This window comes from Idiomarina sp. D18, from assembly GCF_057748155.1.
On record NZ_CM173240.1, the window covers coordinates 1,513,421 to 1,530,092 of the forward strand.

16 protein-coding genes and 5 tRNA genes are annotated in these 16,672 nt (G+C 48.1%); 16 read left to right on the top strand and 5 right to left on the bottom strand.

The annotated features are described in order from the left end of the window. Window positions 1-9: 9 nt before the first annotated feature. The 5 genes from ispE (at window position 10) to ychF (ending at window position 4,363) form a co-directional block, all read left to right on the top strand. Window positions 10-873 carry a 4-(cytidine 5'-diphospho)-2-C-methyl-D-erythritol kinase gene (gene ispE / locus AC3AP5_RS07360; RefSeq protein ID WP_286681737.1) on the top strand — a complete coding sequence of 288 codons (864 nt, stop codon included), beginning with the start codon at window positions 10-12 and terminating at the stop codon, window positions 871-873. Window positions 874-885: 12 nt separating this feature from the next. Continuing rightward, on the top strand, window positions 886-1,833 hold the full coding sequence (locus AC3AP5_RS07365) for a ribose-phosphate pyrophosphokinase (protein WP_040487723.1): 948 nt from the start codon (window positions 886-888) through the stop codon (window positions 1,831-1,833). A gap of 155 nt (window positions 1,834-1,988) precedes the next feature. Next, window positions 1,989-2,651: a 50S ribosomal protein L25/general stress protein Ctc gene (locus tag AC3AP5_RS07370; RefSeq protein ID WP_006955202.1), complete on the top strand. Its 663-nt coding sequence runs from the start codon at window positions 1,989-1,991 to the stop codon at window positions 2,649-2,651. A gap of 18 nt (window positions 2,652-2,669) precedes the next feature. Beyond that, complete coding sequence (gene pth, locus AC3AP5_RS07375) at window positions 2,670-3,260, top strand: aminoacyl-tRNA hydrolase (protein WP_487326408.1); 591 nt, start codon at window positions 2,670-2,672, stop codon at window positions 3,258-3,260. Window positions 3,261-3,271: 11 nt separating this feature from the next. Next, window positions 3,272-4,363 (top strand): redox-regulated ATPase YchF, encoded by a 1,092-nt coding sequence (ychF, locus tag AC3AP5_RS07380; RefSeq protein ID WP_071463587.1) that lies wholly within the window; start codon window positions 3,272-3,274, stop codon window positions 4,361-4,363. A 64-nt stretch (window positions 4,364-4,427) separates the two neighbouring features. Here ychF and AC3AP5_RS07385 read toward each other — a convergent pair whose 3' ends face one another. Genes AC3AP5_RS07385 through AC3AP5_RS07400 form a run of 4 tightly spaced genes read right to left on the bottom strand, consistent with a single transcriptional unit; the run spans window position 4,428 to window position 8,660 of the window. After that, window positions 4,428-4,850 carry a group I truncated hemoglobin gene (locus AC3AP5_RS07385; protein WP_487326409.1) on the bottom strand — a complete coding sequence of 141 codons (423 nt, stop codon included), beginning with the start codon at window positions 4,848-4,850 and terminating at the stop codon, window positions 4,428-4,430. Window positions 4,851-4,859: 9 nt separating this feature from the next. After that, window positions 4,860-5,717, bottom strand: a complete 858-nt coding sequence (locus tag AC3AP5_RS07390) for a DUF3034 family protein (protein ID WP_487326410.1) — start codon at window positions 5,715-5,717, stop codon at window positions 4,860-4,862. Then, window positions 5,710-7,989 (bottom strand): bifunctional diguanylate cyclase/phosphodiesterase, encoded by a 2,280-nt coding sequence (locus AC3AP5_RS07395; RefSeq protein WP_487326411.1) that lies wholly within the window; start codon window positions 7,987-7,989, stop codon window positions 5,710-5,712. Before AC3AP5_RS07395 ends, AC3AP5_RS07390 begins: the two co-directional genes overlap by 8 nt. Then, the gene (locus AC3AP5_RS07400; RefSeq protein ID WP_487326412.1) at window positions 7,989-8,660 is read right to left on the bottom strand and encodes a methylamine utilization protein; all 672 of its coding nucleotides are present in this window, start codon (window positions 8,658-8,660) and stop codon (window positions 7,989-7,991) included. Before AC3AP5_RS07400 ends, AC3AP5_RS07395 begins: the two co-directional genes overlap by 1 nt. A gap of 152 nt (window positions 8,661-8,812) precedes the next feature. Here AC3AP5_RS07400 and AC3AP5_RS07405 point away from each other — a divergent pair, with 152 nt between their 5' ends. The 7 genes from AC3AP5_RS07405 to AC3AP5_RS07435 all read left to right on the top strand — a co-directional run bounded on the left by AC3AP5_RS07405 (window position 8,813) and on the right by AC3AP5_RS07435 (window position 11,498). Further along, window positions 8,813-10,186 (top strand): class II fumarate hydratase, encoded by a 1,374-nt coding sequence (locus AC3AP5_RS07405; protein ID WP_006955209.1) that lies wholly within the window; start codon window positions 8,813-8,815, stop codon window positions 10,184-10,186. A gap of 11 nt (window positions 10,187-10,197) precedes the next feature. Beyond that, window positions 10,198-10,860 carry an SDR family oxidoreductase gene (locus tag AC3AP5_RS07410; RefSeq protein WP_006955210.1) on the top strand — a complete coding sequence of 221 codons (663 nt, stop codon included), beginning with the start codon at window positions 10,198-10,200 and terminating at the stop codon, window positions 10,858-10,860. Between the two features lie 163 nt (window positions 10,861-11,023). Next, a tRNA-Met gene (locus tag AC3AP5_RS07415) sits at window positions 11,024-11,100 on the top strand. A 13-nt stretch (window positions 11,101-11,113) separates the two neighbouring features. Then, window positions 11,114-11,198 (top strand) — tRNA-Leu (locus AC3AP5_RS07420). A gap of 22 nt (window positions 11,199-11,220) precedes the next feature. Further along, window positions 11,221-11,295 (top strand) — tRNA-Gln (locus AC3AP5_RS07425). A gap of 29 nt (window positions 11,296-11,324) precedes the next feature. Next, a tRNA-Gln gene (locus AC3AP5_RS07430) sits at window positions 11,325-11,399 on the top strand. 12 nt (window positions 11,400-11,411) lie between these two features. Then, a tRNA-Leu gene (locus AC3AP5_RS07435) sits at window positions 11,412-11,498 on the top strand. 82 nt (window positions 11,499-11,580) lie between these two features. On the opposite strand, the gene AC3AP5_RS07440 is transcribed toward AC3AP5_RS07435, so the two are convergent. Continuing rightward, complete coding sequence (locus AC3AP5_RS07440; RefSeq protein ID WP_487326413.1) at window positions 11,581-12,672, bottom strand: FAD-dependent monooxygenase; 1,092 nt, start codon at window positions 12,670-12,672, stop codon at window positions 11,581-11,583. Between the two features lie 115 nt (window positions 12,673-12,787). Between AC3AP5_RS07440 and AC3AP5_RS07445 the strand changes: the two genes are divergently transcribed. The 4 genes from AC3AP5_RS07445 to ybeY all read left to right on the top strand — a co-directional run bounded on the left by AC3AP5_RS07445 (window position 12,788) and on the right by ybeY (window position 16,661). Further along, window positions 12,788-13,657: a DMT family transporter gene (locus AC3AP5_RS07445; protein ID WP_006955169.1), complete on the top strand. Its 870-nt coding sequence runs from the start codon at window positions 12,788-12,790 to the stop codon at window positions 13,655-13,657. Between the two features lie 88 nt (window positions 13,658-13,745). Then, entirely contained in the window at window positions 13,746-15,176 is a 1,431-nt protein-coding gene (gene miaB, locus AC3AP5_RS07450) for a tRNA (N6-isopentenyl adenosine(37)-C2)-methylthiotransferase MiaB (RefSeq protein WP_006955170.1), read from the top strand. A 23-nt stretch (window positions 15,177-15,199) separates the two neighbouring features. Beyond that, a complete protein-coding gene (locus tag AC3AP5_RS07455) occupies window positions 15,200-16,207 on the top strand; it encodes a PhoH family protein (RefSeq protein WP_006955171.1) in 1,008 nt (335 codons plus the stop codon). Then, a complete protein-coding gene (gene ybeY / locus AC3AP5_RS07460; protein WP_006955172.1) occupies window positions 16,191-16,661 on the top strand; it encodes an rRNA maturation RNase YbeY in 471 nt (156 codons plus the stop codon). The genes AC3AP5_RS07455 and ybeY overlap by 17 nt, the downstream gene beginning before the upstream one ends. The last annotated feature ends 11 nt before the right edge of the window (window positions 16,662-16,672 follow it).

Here is a 16,672-nt window from a genome sequence, read left to right on the forward strand (position 1 = left end):
AGTCGTTTCATGAACTATTCACAGACTTCACTGGTTCTACCTGCGCCCGCAAAGCTAAACTTATTTTTACATATCACTGGCAAACGTAATGATGGATACCACAACCTAGAAACGCTATTTCAGTTTATTGATATCGAAGATACGCTCTCTTTTGAATCGGTAGCAGGACACGAAGTTGAGTTGATCGATACACAGAGCGCCATTAACGTCCAAGATAACCTGGTATTTCGTGCGGCGCAGCGACTCATTAATCAGTGTCAGCAGCACCAGGTGTCGTACTTCGGCGTACGCATCACGCTTGAAAAACGACTTCCCCAAGGGGCAGGATTAGGTGGCGGTTCATCCGATGCCGCCACAACGCTGGTCGGCTTAAATTATCTCTGGGGTCAACCTTTTACTAAACAACAATTGCTTACCATCGGTGCCGAACTTGGCGCTGACGTGCCAATTTTCATTCATGGGCACAGCGCTTTCGCCACAGGTATTGGTGATCAATTCACCGACGTTGAACCCGACCAAAGCTATTATTTAGTGGTCAAACCTCAAGTCAATATTTCAACCGCAGCGTTGTTCGCTGATGCGGGCTTAAAACGCGACTGCAAGCCTTTATCTCCCTCGCAATGGGACTGGCAAAACACCAACAATGTATTCGAATCCGTGGTGCTTAAGCAGTATCCCGCAGTTGCCAAGCTACACGCGCAGTTGCTAAACTATGGACCGACTCGGCTTACTGGCACAGGTGCTTGCTTATTTACTCGCTTTGCGAATCAGCAACAAGCTATTGCTGCACAAGCGCAACTTTCACTACCCGAAAGTTATGTTGTGCGGGGCCAGAACCGTTCATCGCTTATCCGGACATTAACCCAAATTTAGTCGAGGTTTGTTGTGCCTGACATGAAACTCTTCGCTGGTAACGCCACGCCAGAACTCGCGCAGAAAATCGCTGACCGCCTATATATTAAACTCGGAGACGCCTCTGTAGGTCGTTTTAGTGACGGTGAGATCAGTGTCGCCATCAATGAAAACGTCCGCGGTGCGGACGTTTTTTTATTGCAGTCAACTTGTGCGCCCACCAATGACAACCTGATGGAGCTTATCGTCATGGTTGATGCGCTGCGTCGCGCTTCTGCCGGTCGTATTACTGCTGTTATGCCCTATTTCGGCTATGCGCGCCAAGATCGCCGAGTGCGCTCAGCGCGAGTACCGATCACGGCAAAAGTTGTCGCCGACTTCTTATCGAGCGTCGGTGTTGATCGCGTGCTAACGGTTGATTTGCACGCTGAGCAAATCCAAGGCTTTTTCGACGTACCTGTCGATAATGTGTTTGGCACGCCCGTACTGCTCGAACATATGCGTAACCAGAAGTTCGATAACCCGGTCGTCGTATCACCCGACATTGGTGGCGTTGTGCGTGCCCGTGCATTCGCCAAATTAATGGACGATACCGATCTCGCGATTATCGACAAACGCCGCCCATCAGCGAACGTTTCGCAGGTTATGCATATTATTGGTGACATTAAAGATCGTGACTGCATCATCGTCGACGATATGATCGATACCGGTGGCACCTTATGTAAGGCTGCTGAGGCGCTTAAACAACACGGTGCGAAACGCGTGTTTGCGTATGCTACTCACCCTGTATTCTCTGGTAATGCTGTCAGCAATATCAAAGAGTCAGCCATTGATGAGCTCGTAGTCACTGACAGTATCCCACTGAGCGAAGAAATGAAAGCAACCGGCAAAGTACATCAACTCACGTTATCTGGCATGCTCTCAGAAGCATTGCGACGCGTTAGCAATGAAGAGTCGATTTCAGCCATGTTTGATTACTAGGTTGGCTTGGCTATAACGCTTGTTTTAACTTGGTAACAGTGGTAATATTCCGCGCCCTTGGAAACCGGCTTTTGAGTCGGTTTCCAAGTTTTGGGTCAAGACTTGGTCGCGAGTTTTGACATTTTTAACTTATAAACAGATGAGAGCCCAATCACATGGCTAAATTAGATTTTAATATCAAAGCTACCGTTCGTACGGACAAAGGGAAAGGTGCGAGCCGCCGCCTGCGTCATGCGGACAAAGTACCTGCTATTCTTTACGGTGGTAAAGATGAGCCAATCGCACTTGAATTAGACCACAACAAAGTGAATAACATGGCTGACTACGAAGCCTTTTATTCGCACATCTTGACGCTTGAGATTGATGGTAAAAAACACCAAGCAATCTTGAAAGACATGCAACGTCACCCGTACAAGCCTAAGTTAACTCACTTAGACTTCCAACGTGTTGAAAAAGGTCACAAGTTGCACACTCACGTGCCACTGCACTTCTTAAACGAAGAAACAGCTAAAGGCGTTAAAGATGAAGGCGGTGTTGTTGTTCACCACGTGAACGACGTAGAAATCATGGTCTTACCAAAAGACTTACCAGAGTACTTGGAAGTTGACATCGCTAACTTGTCAGTAGGCGATACTATTCACCTAACTGACCTTAACTTACCAGAAGGCGTTGAGTTGGTTGAGTTAACCAAAGGTGAAGATCACGACCAAGCTGTTGTTTCAATCACTGCGCCTCGCGTAGAGAAAGAAGAGTCTGAAGACGAAGCACCAGCAGCTGACGAAGTCCCTGCAGCGAACGAAAAAGACGCTGACGAGTAATAGCGTTAGGTAACCCTAATGGGAACAGACGTTAAATTGCTTGTGGGCCTGGGAAATCCAGGCCCCGAATACGAAAAAACCCGCCATAATGCGGGTTTTTGGTTAGTTGAGGCCTATTGCCGTCGTCACGGCGTAACCCTCACTGCCGATACAAAAACGAAAGCATTGATTGGTCGACATCAAACCGCCACTCGTGATCTCCGCATTGTATTACCACAGACCTTTATGAATAAAAGCGGCTTTTCAATTGCTGCAATGGCACGCTTTTATAAGATTGCTCCCGAACAGATCCTCGTCGCATACGATGAACTTGATCTCGATCCCGGCGTAGCAAAATTCAAACGAGGGGGTGGCGCAGGCGGTCATAACGGTATCAAGGATACGATTGCTCAACTGGGCACTCAAGACTTTATGCGTTTAAGAATTGGCATTGGTCACCCCGGACACCGTTCACAAGTGACCGGGTTCGTACTGGGCAAGCCGCCCGCGTCCGAACGCGTGCTCCTCGACGAGTGTATCGATGAAGCCAGTCGTGCTGTTGATATTTTAATCGATGAAGGTTGGGGCCCTGCTTTACAGCAGTTGCACAGCTTTCGTGCCAGTAAATAGAGGTTTATCTCATGGGATTTCGCTGTGGTATTGTTGGTTTACCAAACGTCGGAAAATCCACGTTATTTAATGCTTTAACCAAAGCCGGTATCGAAGCGGCTAACTTTCCTTTCTGTACCATCGAACCTAATACCGGTGTCGTTGCGGTTCCCGACCCACGCCTCGATGTGCTCGAAAGTATTGTGAACCCGCAAAAAGTGATTCCCACTACGATGGAGTTTGTGGATATCGCGGGCTTAGTTAAGGGGGCATCAAAAGGCGAAGGTCTTGGCAACCAATTCTTGGCCAACATTCGCGAAACCGATGCGATTGGTCATGTGGTTCGTTGTTTTGAAGACGATAACATTGTACACGTCAGCGGTGGTATTAACCCTGCGGATGATATCGATACCATCAATACTGAATTAGCACTAGCCGATTTGGATTCAGTCGATAAGTCGCTTCACCGCTTGGGCAAAAAAGCAAAAGGCGGCGATGCGCAAGCGAAAGCAGAAATTGCTGTATTAGAGAAGCTCAAGCCGGCGTTAGATGAAGGCGAAATGGCGCGTTCTGTTAACTTAACAGACGACGAAAAAGCGGTTATTCGTTCATATAACTTATTAACGCTTAAGCCAACGATGTACATCGCTAACGTTAACGAGGATGGCTTCGAGAATAACCCTCACCTAGAAACTGTGCGTCAAATCGCAGCAAAAGAAAACGCTGTCGTTGTGCCAGTATGTGCGGCTATCGAATCAGAAATTGCTGAACTTGACGACGACGATAAAGCGGCCTTCTTAGAAGAGCTTGGCCAAGCAGAACCCGGACTCAATCGTGTGATCCGCGGTGGTTACCAGTTGCTTAATTTGCAAACCTATTTCACAGCGGGCGTTAAAGAAGTCCGCGCGTGGACGGTAAAAATTGGTGCCAGTGCGCCGCAAGCTGCAGGACGCATTCATACTGACTTTGAAAAGGGCTTTATCCGCGCCGAAGTAGTCGGCTACGATGATTACGTTGAGTATAACGGTGAGCAAGGTGCAAAAGATGCCGGTAAATGGCGTCTTGAAGGTAAAGAATATATCGTTAAAGATGGTGATGTCATTCACTTCCGCTTCAACGTATAAACCTTTCTACGACAAAAAAACCGGCAATCATTGCCGGTTTTTTTATGCTTAACTTGATGTCTAACTATTCCACAATATCTTGGTGCATCGGTGCCAGTAATGCGAGCAACTCATTTTGCGCAGCAACGGGGACATTCTCCTGTTCCATTGCGGCAATTAAATGCTCCACTAGCGCATTAAAATCAGCGTTATTAATCCCTAAGTTGTTATGTGAAACGGCCATACTTTCGCCCGTATATTCGCACGGACCGCCGCTGACATTGCACACTTGTTCGCTGATCAGCTTATGCAGACGTAGAATATCAACATCAGCAAAATAATGCGCAATACGCTCATCATCAGCCACTCCAAGTAGCATTTCTTCGACGATCGTTTCGATACCGCTTCGTTCGCCTAACTGTTGATATAGCTCTGACGATTGTGCCTGTACCGCCCCAGACATCATACTACCTAGCACCACTAATGCTGCACTCACCCAAATTTTCATGTGAACTCCTTAAAAGCTTGCCTGAACCGAAAGATACCAACCGGTTTGTGACGCTAATCCAGCAATAGACCCCAAATCTGCGTATGCACCAACCACGGACACATGCTTCGAGGGAAAATAAGCAACGAAAATATCTTTCCAATCGTCCTCTTTGGCAAAGCTCAGTAAATCCGGTTTTTGACGGTACTCAACACCTACCGCCCAGTAGCGATCGAGAAAAACAGCAATAGACGCTTCTCCCACCCACTCGCGGCTATTCTCCTTATCACCACCAAAGCCAAGTAACCCGAGTTGATTCGCTTCTGTATTACGTAACGTAACATTAGCCACCCACGTACGCGAAAACGGTCCCGCAAGCCAAGCTTTGGCAGCACTCACATAGTAATCCATTGAAGAGTCGTCAGTTGCACCCACCGCCTGAGGTAAGGCGAAGGTCTGATTGCTTTTGTGTTGGATGCCGGCACTGACCTGCGGCATCACCCCATAGACCAAATCACCGCTGAGTCGCGCTTTAACACCCCAAATAGATTGTTCGAGTTCGCCACCAATCGTTTCTAAGTCGAACTGCTGGCGTGCATAGGAAACTTCAACTCGGTTATTCCAGTTAAAGCTAGCGCCTTGCACACTTAAACTAAAATCATCAACTTGTACTTCGGTCATCTGTACAGTCGCGCCCCACTCACCTTCATCGGCGTAACTGCTGAGGGTTGCCCATGGCACGATTCCACCGCCGCCACTCCCCTCGATAGTGCTTGCGCCGCCGGTCGCCAATAGACGCGATCCCGGTGCTTCAAATTGTTGCGCCAGCGCAGGCTGAACGGCACTCAGCAAGAGTGCGGATAAGCCATAAAAAATGCGTTTAGGCATGCTCTTTTTCCTTCAATAGTCGTAAATGTAATTCTTCAAATGAAATCGGCTTACTAAAATAATAGCCCTGCAGCACATCACAATGATTGGCTAACAGCCAATGCCAGCTGGCTTCGTCCTCAACCCCTTCGGCGACAACACGTAAGTTCAACTCATGCGCAAGTTGAATGGTCGAACGCACAATTGACTGATCGTCGGGTTGAATCATTAAATACTGAATAAAGGCTCTGTCAATTTTTAACTCATTGATCGGTAAGCGACGTATCTGCGATAGCGACGAATACCCCGTACCATAGTCATCGATAGAAATCTCGTAGCCGAGCTCACTTAGCATTTTTAAGCAAGCAATCGACTTTTCAGGCTCATTCATCAATGCACTTTCCGTGACTTCCAATATCAAATAGCGTTGCATATTGCGTTGACTGAGCGCGACTAAATCATTGGCGAGCTTATCGTTGATCAAATCAACCGCTGAGATATTAATACTTAACTTAATATCATCCTTGAACGTTCGTAATTGATTCACCCATTGTTCGGCCTGCTCCACGACCCAGTGGGTTATTTCGGTGATCATGCCCGACTGCTCCGCCAGCGGAATAAATTCATCCGGACCGACCCAACCGAGTTGCTCATCTTGCCAGCGGATGAGCATCTCCGCCGCTACGGTGCGTCCGTTAGTCGCTAACACTTTCGGTTGCGCAACAAGCGTGAAGCCACCTCGCGCAATCGCTTTTGGGAGTTGCTCGACGATCGCAAGCCGACGTAAGTGCGCTTCATCAAACCCTTCTTGATAGAAAGCATTAAACTGATTGTGCTCTTTAGCATGCTTTACCGAAACCTGAGCACGGCGGATAAGACTATCTAACTCACTCGCTTGCTGCGGAAACTGCACAGCACCACAATTAAATTTAAGTTCAAACTGACTCTCCCCAACCACAAAAGGTGCGTTAAGACGAGCGCTCAAATCTTCTAACCGACGAGCTATTCTTGATTCAGTCTCGCCCTCCGTGACCAGCGCAAATTCATCACCGCCGAAGCGAGCCAAGATATCATTCGATTGACATCCAGAAAGCAAGCGCCCTGCTAACTGTTTCAAGACGTCATCACCCATTCGCTGACCCACGCTATCGTTTAAACGACGAAAATTGCGTATGTTGATAAGCAGCAACCACCCCGACGAGGCTGAGTCACCGAGCTTTTCATTCAATAGTCGTTGCAACTCCCGTCGATTAGGAAGTTCTGTTAACTGATCATGAGTGGCTTGGAACCTCACTTTACGCTCACGTAATGCGATAGCAGAACGCATCGACTCAAAGGTATCGGCCAATTGACCGAACTCATCTTTACGTGATTGTAAGTTAGTGGGTGAATAATCACCTGATTTTAGTTTACTGGCAGCCTGAGATAATAGCGCAACCGGCGTAGAAATGGTTTTTGCAACGAAGAGCGCGACAATTAAGGTGATAACAAGCGCTATGGCACCAATCAGTAAAATCTGAACGAGCAACTCATCAAACTGCCGCATGGCTTCAGCGCGTGACGTTGTCAGAGAAACATGCACCACATCGCCTCCGACCGTCGTTAATGTGGTCTCTTGCAGCGCCAGCCCACTTTGTTGAAGCCAACCATCGTAACCCTGTTGCTCAGAGGATAATGCCTGTGCAAACCCCTCGCGCAATGCAGCGGGTAAACTCGAGGCCAGTAACAGGCTGGGTTGTTCAAGCCATAATGTAATATCTGCGTTGGCTAACTCTTTCAGTTGCTCGGTTAACGTGTTGTTGACCTCGAAACCCAGCGTCGCCCAAGCAATTAAGTTGGGGGCTGTAACGGGCACAGTGACCACCTGATAAAGCTGCCCTTCAGATACAAGTAGCGCCTTGCCACCCTGCTCACCACTAATCAACTGCTTTAAATCTAAACTATGGGTCGAAGCAATCTCTTGGCCATCTGGATTCTGCAACGCGATGAGATCGGTGCCAATACGGTCACCATGATTAACGAGCGCGGAAACAATGGTATCGCGGTCTTCAGTCGCAACCGCACGTTTGAAGCCAAAGTCGTCGGTAAGGACTTCAGCGGCACGCCGCAGTTGCTCAGCTCGACTATCCATCAACTCGCGGAATAATCGTTCACTGACAGTTAATTCACGCTGCAAGGTACGTTCAACTTGATTAGAAGTTGTGAGCAGTACGGCCAATACCGCACCACTCAATGCAATAGCAATGAGGATACCAAAAATGACCGCGAGTCGGACTTTAAACTGTTTAAACATCAAGCTCCTAAGCGATTAAAGCGTTTTTCTAATCGCGACTTTTCTTCTTTCTTTGGCGCCGGTGGTGCCACATCCAGCTTTATATCGCTATTCTTGATTGGCATTTTTAGTTCGATGAGTTCGCTCGCATTAAGGTCATCCCCCATCCATGGATGCCAAACGCGGAGTGTTATCGCTTGCGATTGTTTACTGACCGCGTCATTGAACTCAATACTGACCTTTCCCGACGCATCGGACACGAATCCCTGCAACGCGTCGTTAATCACAACGTAGCCGATCATATCGTCATGAATGTTACAGCCGAGCGTCACCACCCCCGGCTTGTCAAAAGTCACCTTGGGACGCTCTTGGTCTGAATAAAGTTTTAACTCAAAAGGCTTCGCTTTTGAGAAAGAGTACACATGATGACGTATATTATCACTATTTGGAAAGACCACCGTACTGCCCTCCTGAATCGAAGAGACTTTGGGTACAAACTGCTTATCAACTTGGTCAATAATAACGTTGTCTTGCGCGCCGTGGGGGCTTGCTAGCACCGACTTATTAATCAGAATAACTGCGTTATTAACGGGATTACCGTTTTTATCGAGAACCCGAATAGTTTGCGTATCCGCCCATGAGGTCGCAGAGAACACAATCATGATCAGGCTCAAAGCTAGCTGTTTAATCATGGTTCGCCTTATCATATAGCTGTTAGAGATAATGAAGCGCAAGCGCTCATGTTGCTAGCTTAATACAAGCGACGCTCGTTTAGAACTGATCTTTAGGAGTATAAGACCGTATTTCAAATTAACCCAATTTTTTGGCTTAGGAGGAACAGGTTATGAGCCGCGAGACAAGGACTGAATCAGATAGTATGGGGCAAGTTGAAGTCTTGAAAAGTGCACTTTATGGCGCCCAGACACAACGCGCTATTAATAACTTTCCCATCAGTGGACTTACACTGCCATCCGAACTCATCAAAGCCATCGCGCGCATAAAATGGTCAGCCGCGGCTGCGAATCAACAATGTGCAGACCTCGATAAAGACAAAGTAGTCGCCATTCAAGCAGCCGCTCAACAAATTATTGATGGCCAGCACGTCGACCAGTTCCCGATTGATGTTTTTCAAACAGGTTCAGGAACGAGTTCGAATATGAACGTCAATGAAGTCATTGCCCATATTGCCCAGCAGCAAGGGATTGATGTTCATCCAAATGATGATGTCAATCGCAGCCAATCAAGTAATGATACGATTCCAACGGCGATTCAAATCGCTAGTGTCGTGGCCGTCGAACAGCGATTACAGCCAGCACTCAAGCACCTGATTGACACCATCAGAAAAAAAGCAGTTGAATTACGTGATGTGGTAAAGACCGGTCGTACCCACTTAATGGATGCGATGCCATTAACTATGGCTCAGGAATTGAACGCATGGGCCGGACAGCTCGAGTTGACGGCTCAGCAGTTACCGCAACTGTGTGAGCACTCGCAAGTACTGCCGCAAGGCGGAACAGCGATTGGTACCGGTATTAACGCGCCCGAACAGTTCGCCGACTTGTTTGCGCAATCGCTCAGCAAGCAAACGGGCATTGCTTTTAAAGCATCACGTAACCCGTTTACTGGCATAGCAGGACAAGAGCTCAATGTGCAATTGCATGGGCAATTAAATACGCTTGCAACCACGCTATTAAAAATAAGCAATGACTTACGTTGGATGAACAGCGGCCCACTCGCCGGCTTAGGTGAAATACAACTGACCCCATTGCAACCGGGTAGTAGCATTATGCCCGGGAAAGTGAATCCGGTGATCCCCGAAGCGGTTGCGATGGTTGCAGCACAGGTTAATGGAAACCATACCACCATCACAACGGCCGCCCAACAAGGTAACTTTCAGCTTAACGTCATGCTACCTGTGATCGGCTATAATTTGATGCAGTCACTTGAGTTGCTCACGCAAAGCTGCCAAGTCTTAGCGGATAAAGCCATTATGGATTTTGAGGTGAATCACGATAATTTAGAGAAGGCCTTAGCTAAAAACCCTATTTTAGTAACTGCATTGAATCCAGTTATTGGATATAGCAAAGCCGCTGATATCGCTAAGCGCGCTTACAAAGAGAAGCGTCCTATTATCGATGTCGCTGAAGAGATGACCGATATGGACCGTAATCAACTCGAGCGCCTGCTCGACCCCAAAGATCTCACACAATCTGATTAAAGGACGTTAATATGTCGAATGTCGTCATTACCGGTGCCAACCGTGGCATCGGTTTTGAGTTAGCCAAACGGTACTCAGAGGCGGGCTATTCAGTCACTGCCGTGTGCCGTAACAACTCAAAACAACTCACCGAGCTTGATGTAGATATCATAGAAGGTATTGATGTTACGAAAACCGCTGACCTTTTACGTATGAAAGAAGGCTTAGGCAACACTCGTATCGATATACTTATCAATAACGCGGGTTTACTTAACCATGATGAGCTCGGTGACTTAGACGCACGTATGTTACGTGCTCAATATGAAGTAAATGCGATAGCACCGCTACGGGTTACGGAAACCCTATTGGATAACCTCGAAAGCGAAAGCAAGGTCGCTTTAATTACCAGTCGAATGGGTTCCATAGCCGACAATGGTTCAGGTAGCCGCTATGGTTATCGGATGTCAAAAGCCGCACTCAATGCCGCCGGTAAATCTCTGGCATTGGATTTAAAGGATAAAGAAATAGCGGTCGTCTTACTGCACCCCGGTTATGTGCAAACGGATATGGTCGGTGGGCGCGGTGATATTTCTCCAGCAACAGCGGCTGAACGACTCATGCAACGTATTGATGAGCTTACGATAGAAACCTCAGGCCGGTTCTTTCACAGTAATGGAGATGAACTACCCTGGTAAAGAGATGTTTTTGTGGCTTTTCCGTCTAGTTTTCACTCGAATCAGTGTTTTTTTAACCAATCGAACTCAATTAAGTGATTTTTTCTTAAAAAGAGGTTGACGGTAAGCCAAGCGATTTGCATAATACGCGCCGCACTCACAGAGAGGCGCAACACAAAGATTAGGCTACGTAGCTCAGCTGGTTAGAGCACAGCACTCATAATGCTGGGGTCGCAGGTTCGAATCCCGCCGTAGCCACCAATCTTAAAAATGTGCGGACGTGGTGGAATTGGTAGACACGCTGGATTTAGGTTCCAGTGCCTCACGGCGTGAGAGTTCAAGTCTCTCCGTCCGCACCAACTCTCTGAACCAACACTATGTTGGGGCATAGCCAAGCGGTAAGGCAGCGGGTTTTGATCCCGCGATTCCCAGGTTCGATCCCTGGTGCCCCAGCCACGCGTTGCTTGAGTTCGTCCATATGTTGTTGGGGCATAGCCAAGTGGTAAGGCAGCGGGTTTTGATCCCGCGATTCCCAGGTTCGAATCCTGGTGCCCCAGCCAACATGACCACTTGCGGTGGTGGCGGAATTGGTAGACGCGCTAGCTTCAGGTGCTAGTGTCCGCAAGGACGTGAGGGTTCAAGTCCCTCCCTCCGCACCAAGTTGTTAGGACACTCAGCATAAAAAAAAACCACCTCTTACGGTGGCTTTTTTGTTTTTGGCTTTTAATAGCCTCTCTAACGCTAATTCAATCCCATCGCCTGTTTAATGATCGCCTGTTTTATCACGCTCACACGAGCCAACTTTAAACTCGCCGCAACCAAGCGCTGTTTTAACGGATTAGAATCTTCAAAGTGCCAATGAATCATATCCATTGCACGCATCATTTGCGCATTCGCTCTTCGACGCTGATGTTCATAGCGCTGAGTATCACCTTGCTGCTCAATAAAACAGCGGATATCAGCAAAACCTAGGTTGACGCCCTGCCCCGCCAACGGGTGAATACTGTGGGCTGCATCGCCCATCAATACCACCGCTCCCGCGCAATAGCGCAAAGCATGCTTTCGTTGCAATGGAAACTGGCCCGAGGCGTAGACATGAAAAGGTCCAATAGAAGGCTCAAATAGCGCCTTAAGATCGGTTGATTGATGGGTTCCGAGCGGCCGGTAATTAATTAAACAGGCCTCATGAGTGCCCAGCGGCAGTAACGCGTATGGTCCCCCCGGTTTAAAACATTCCCATGTTGACGCGGGAATAGCGCGCTCAGTTTCGACATTGGTTAATTCACACGTTTGTCCATAATCCCAACCTCGATAACCAATCCCAGCCGCTTTCGCAACTTGTGAGTCGGCGCCATCACAGCCTAATACACAATCAAACTCAATAATCTCACCACTTGTGAGTCGAGCTTTGTGAGCTTCGATCTCAAGTTCAACGATGGCACTATTGCCAAACACTCGAGCCTTTTCGTTGTCTGCCAAACACATCCACAACGCGCGCTGAAGTGCGTTATTTTCAACCATCACACCCAGTTGGTCGCGATTCACCTCTTTCGCATCAAAGTCGGCGCGTGCACCGTTTATCGACGAAACCGATAATTTCGTGTAGGGCAATACCCGATCATGATCTACACAATTCGCAACACCTAGCTCAGACAGCCAACGCCAGTGGTGGTCATTCACTGACGAAATGCGTATATCCCAACGCTCTGCTTTCGCTGGTGCTTCAGCGTTATCCACAAGTAACACGCGGTAGCCCTGTTGAGCCAACGCTAAACCTGCCGCCGCTCCCACCATTCCAGCGCCATTAATTAGATAATCGACGGAGATTGTCACCGCTGTAACTCCTGTACCCACGATTGATTGTTTCGATTGCCGTTATTTTTAACATAAAAGCGCGCCGTTTTCCGTTACTATATGCATTATCCAATTACCAATTTGCGCTAGCTCAATGCATTCAAACGCCGTATCAACCCGAAATGTCGTCATCGCGTCTTGCTTCATTCTCTCTGCAGAAGCAAGTTTTGCTGGTGTGAGCGCATTAGTGAAGCACTTGAGCGACGACCAATCATTTGCGCAACTGGTGTTTTTTCGAAACGTCATGGCCTTTATCGTGTTACTACCTTGGCTCCTACGTAAAGGTCCAAGTGCGCTGCGAACGGAAAAATTGGGCCTGCACCTTTTACGCGGCACAGCAGGTGTTGCCGCGATGTACCTGTTCTTTTTTGCAATAGCCACCATTCCGCTCGCCCAAGCAACACTGGTGTTATTGCTGTCACCTTTTTTGATTCCTATTATTGGTCGGGTCTGGTTAAAAGAATATGTCGCGCGGCAAACTTGGTTAGCTATTTTATTAGGCTTTGTCGGTGTGTTCATTTTCTTGAGTCCCTGGCAAGCGAGTATATCGCCCATCGTCGGAGTTGCATTTATCGCGGCGGTGTTTGCTGCATTCACTAAAACCGTGATTAGAAAAATGTCGGTCACAGAATCGACCAGTAAGATTGTCTTTTATTTTTCTACCTATGCCACCATTGCCAGCGCTATCCCCTTAATTTGGTTATGGCAGCCCATGCCTTACGAAGACTGGCTAGGCGTTATTGCCATGGGCTCGCTTGCGGTCTATGGGCAACTCGCAATGACCAAAGCATTTTCAATCGCTCCGCCTGCAAAAGTGGGTGTCTTCACGTATACTTCTGTGATGTTTGCCGCTTTGCTCGGCTATCTGTTCTTCGACGAGGTGGTCGCTTGGCATATGTTTTGGGGCGCTATCATCATTATTATTGCGGGCTACTTCGCAATACGCACCCGCCGTAAAAGTTAACGCGGTATGGTTGGCTTTTACCCAATATAACAGGTAAAATATGCGCCCGATTTGAAGTTTCCAAATTCCAGCAATTGATTGAGTCACCATGAGCAAAAAGTTATACGTAAAAACCTGGGGTTGTCAGATGAACGAGTACGATTCGACCAAAATGGCCGATCTACTCAACTCGACACACGGCTATGAACTGACCGAAGAAGCCGAACAGGCTGACCTTATCCTGCTAAACACGTGCTCGATCCGTGAAAAAGCTCAAGAGAAGGTGTTCCATCAGCTCGGACGCTGGAAGCATTTAAAACAAGCTAACCCCGACTTGTTAATTGGTGTGGGCGGTTGTGTCGCATCGCAAGAAGGTGACGCTATTCGCGCCCGTGCACCGTTTGTTGATATCGTGTTTGGTCCACAAACCTTGCACCGCTTACCTGAAATGGTGAAGCAGGTCGGTTCAGACCACCAACCCATGATCGACATCTCATTCCCAGAAATCGAGAAATTTGACCGCCTACCCGATCCAAAAGCCGAGGGCGCGAGTGCCTTTGTCTCTATCATGGAAGGTTGCTCAAAATATTGCTCGTTCTGCGTCGTGCCTTATACGCGTGGTGAAGAAGTCAGCCGCCCGGTCGATGACGTGATCTATGAAATCGCACAACTGGCGGAGCAAGGCGTGCGTGAGGTCAACCTACTCGGTCAAAATGTTAATGCGTATCGTGGCGAGCATTTTGATGGTTCTGTATGCCGCTTCGCCGAGTTATTGCATCTTGTTGCTGCCATTGATGGTATTGATCGTATTCGTTACACCACCTCGCATCCGGTCGAATTTACGGACGATATTATCGAGGCTTACACAACGATTCCTGAGCTGGTCAGTCATTTACACTTACCGGTACAGAGTGGTTCGGATCGCGTGTTAACGATGATGAAACGCGGCCATACCGCGTTAGAGTACAAATCAAAAATTCGCGCCTTAAAGAAAGCGCGTCCTGATATTGCCATGTCATCGGACTTTATTATCGGTTTCCCCGGTGAAACCGATGCAGATTTCCAAGCGACGATGGATCTTATTCAAGCCATCGACTTTGATATGAGCTTCAGTTTTATCTACAGTGCGCGTCCTGGTACACCTGCTGCCGATATACCTGACGACGTCACTGAAGCGACCAAGAAACAGCGTTTACAGTTGCTTCAACAACGACTTAACCAGCAATCAATGGCACATGCACGCCGGATGTTGGATACTGAACAACGTATCTTAGTGACTGGGCCATCGAAAAAGAATCCAATGGAGTTAACCGGTCGTACCGAAAATAACCGGGTTGTAAATTTCGTTGGGCAACCCCATATGATTGGTAAGTTTGTCGATGTCAAAATCACCGAAGTATTACCTAACTCACTCCGAGGTGAGTTAATTCGTGAAGAAGCCGATATGGGCCTTCGGATTGACACCGCGCCAGAAACGATTCTGCAACGCAACAAGGCGGAAGAACCCGATCCATTAGGTGTTGCTCGAGTCGTACCTTAGTACTAGCAAAGAAGAGGATTCGATTGAATCAACGTACCGAAACTATTGAATTTGAACTAGAGCCGACGGATTTACGTCGGCTCTCTAATCTCTGTGGTCCATTTGACGAGAACCTCAAACACATCGAGCGCCGCTTGGGTGTGGAAATTACCCACCGCGGTCATCATTTTCGTTTAATTGGACACGCGCACACCGTTGCTGCAGTGCAGAATATTCTGCGCGACCTCTATGTCGAGACTGCCACCGTCAAAGGTCAAGAGGGTCATGTCGAACCGCAGCAGGTTCATTTGGCTATTCAGCAAGCCAAAGTACTTGAGCAAGACGACACGGATCCGGCGGCGGAGAAAATGACGCATATCAAGACCAAACGAGGTCTTATCAAGCCACGCAATCATAACCAAGCGGGCTATGTGCGTTCGATTCTCGCGCACGACGTCAATTTTGGTATTGGACCGGCAGGTACAGGTAAAACCTATCTGGCTGTTGCCTGTGCCGTTGACGCGCTCGAACGCCAGGAGATCCGTCGTATTTTGCTGACACGTCCAGCGGTAGAAGCCGGCGAAAAACTGGGCTTTTTACCAGGAGACTTAGCTCAAAAGGTCGATCCTTATTTACGTCCTTTATACGATGCTTTGTTCGAAATGCTTGGCTTTGAGAAAGTCGAAAAGCTGATTGAACGTAATGTGATTGAGGTCGCACCGTTAGCATACATGCGCGGGCGCACGCTCAACGATGCCTTTATTATCTTAGATGAAAGCCAAAACACCACGATGGAACAGATGAAGATGTTCCTCACCCGTATTGGTTTTAATTCCAAGGCAGTAATCACTGGCGACATTACTCAAATTGACTTACCGCGAGGGCAACGGTCTGGTTTGCGCCACGCGATTGAAGTCCTTAGTAAAGTACCGGATATTAGTTTTACCTTCTTCCAAGCCGGCGATGTTGTGCGTCACCCGGTGGTGCAACGCATTGTGCAAGCTTACGAGGAGTTTGATACAGGACAGGAGCGCCGTGAAGGTTCAAGCTGATTATCAAGTCGCCTGCGAGACAGCGAGTGAACTCCCTCAACAAGCGGATATTGAGCTTTGGGTAGAGACTGCGTTAGCACTCGCTGGCTATGACAATACTGAAGCCGAATTAACGGTTCGTGTCGTTGATCCAGCTGAGGGACGCAGTCTGAATCATGAATTTCGTAGTAAGGACTATGCGACCAATGTCTTGTCTTTCCCGTTTGAAGCGCCTATCGAAATGCCAATTCCCCTACTCGGTGACTTGGTAATCTGCGCACAGGTGGTAGAGCGTGAGGCGGATGAGCAGCAGAAACCGCTCATGCATCACTGGACGCATATGGTGATACACGGTACTCTGCACCTTTTAGGGTACGATCACATTGAAGATGCCGAAGCCGAGCACATGGAACGCATCGAGAAAGATGCACTGGCACGGCTCGATATTCCTGATCCTTACCAAATTAATCATTAACACGGAGCAAC

Bases quoted from the DNA above. Each gene is read 5' to 3' on its own strand.
- AC3AP5_RS07445 (WP_006955169.1), top strand. From the start codon at position 12,788: ATGCATTCAAACGCCGTATCAACCCGAAATGTCGTCATCGCGTCTTGC.
- ychF (WP_071463587.1), top strand. From the start codon at position 3,272: ATGGGATTTCGCTGTGGTATTGTTGGTTTACCAAACGTCGGAAAATCC.
- AC3AP5_RS07405 (WP_006955209.1), top strand. From the start codon at position 8,813: ATGAGCCGCGAGACAAGGACTGAATCAGATAGTATGGGGCAAGTTGAA.
- AC3AP5_RS07400 (WP_487326412.1), bottom strand. From the start codon at position 8,660: ATGATTAAACAGCTAGCTTTGAGCCTGATCATGATTGTGTTCTCTGCG.
- AC3AP5_RS07370 (WP_006955202.1), top strand. From the start codon at position 1,989: ATGGCTAAATTAGATTTTAATATCAAAGCTACCGTTCGTACGGACAAA.
- pth (WP_487326408.1), top strand. From the start codon at position 2,670: ATGGGAACAGACGTTAAATTGCTTGTGGGCCTGGGAAATCCAGGCCCC.
- AC3AP5_RS07385 (WP_487326409.1), bottom strand. From the start codon at position 4,850: ATGAAAATTTGGGTGAGTGCAGCATTAGTGGTGCTAGGTAGTATGATG.
- AC3AP5_RS07395 (WP_487326411.1), bottom strand. From the start codon at position 7,989: ATGTTTAAACAGTTTAAAGTCCGACTCGCGGTCATTTTTGGTATCCTC.
- AC3AP5_RS07410 (WP_006955210.1), top strand. From the start codon at position 10,198: ATGTCGAATGTCGTCATTACCGGTGCCAACCGTGGCATCGGTTTTGAG.
- AC3AP5_RS07390 (WP_487326410.1), bottom strand. From the start codon at position 5,717: ATGCCTAAACGCATTTTTTATGGCTTATCCGCACTCTTGCTGAGTGCC.
- miaB (WP_006955170.1), top strand. From the start codon at position 13,746: ATGAGCAAAAAGTTATACGTAAAAACCTGGGGTTGTCAGATGAACGAG.
- ispE (WP_286681737.1), top strand. From the start codon at position 10: ATGAACTATTCACAGACTTCACTGGTTCTACCTGCGCCCGCAAAGCTA.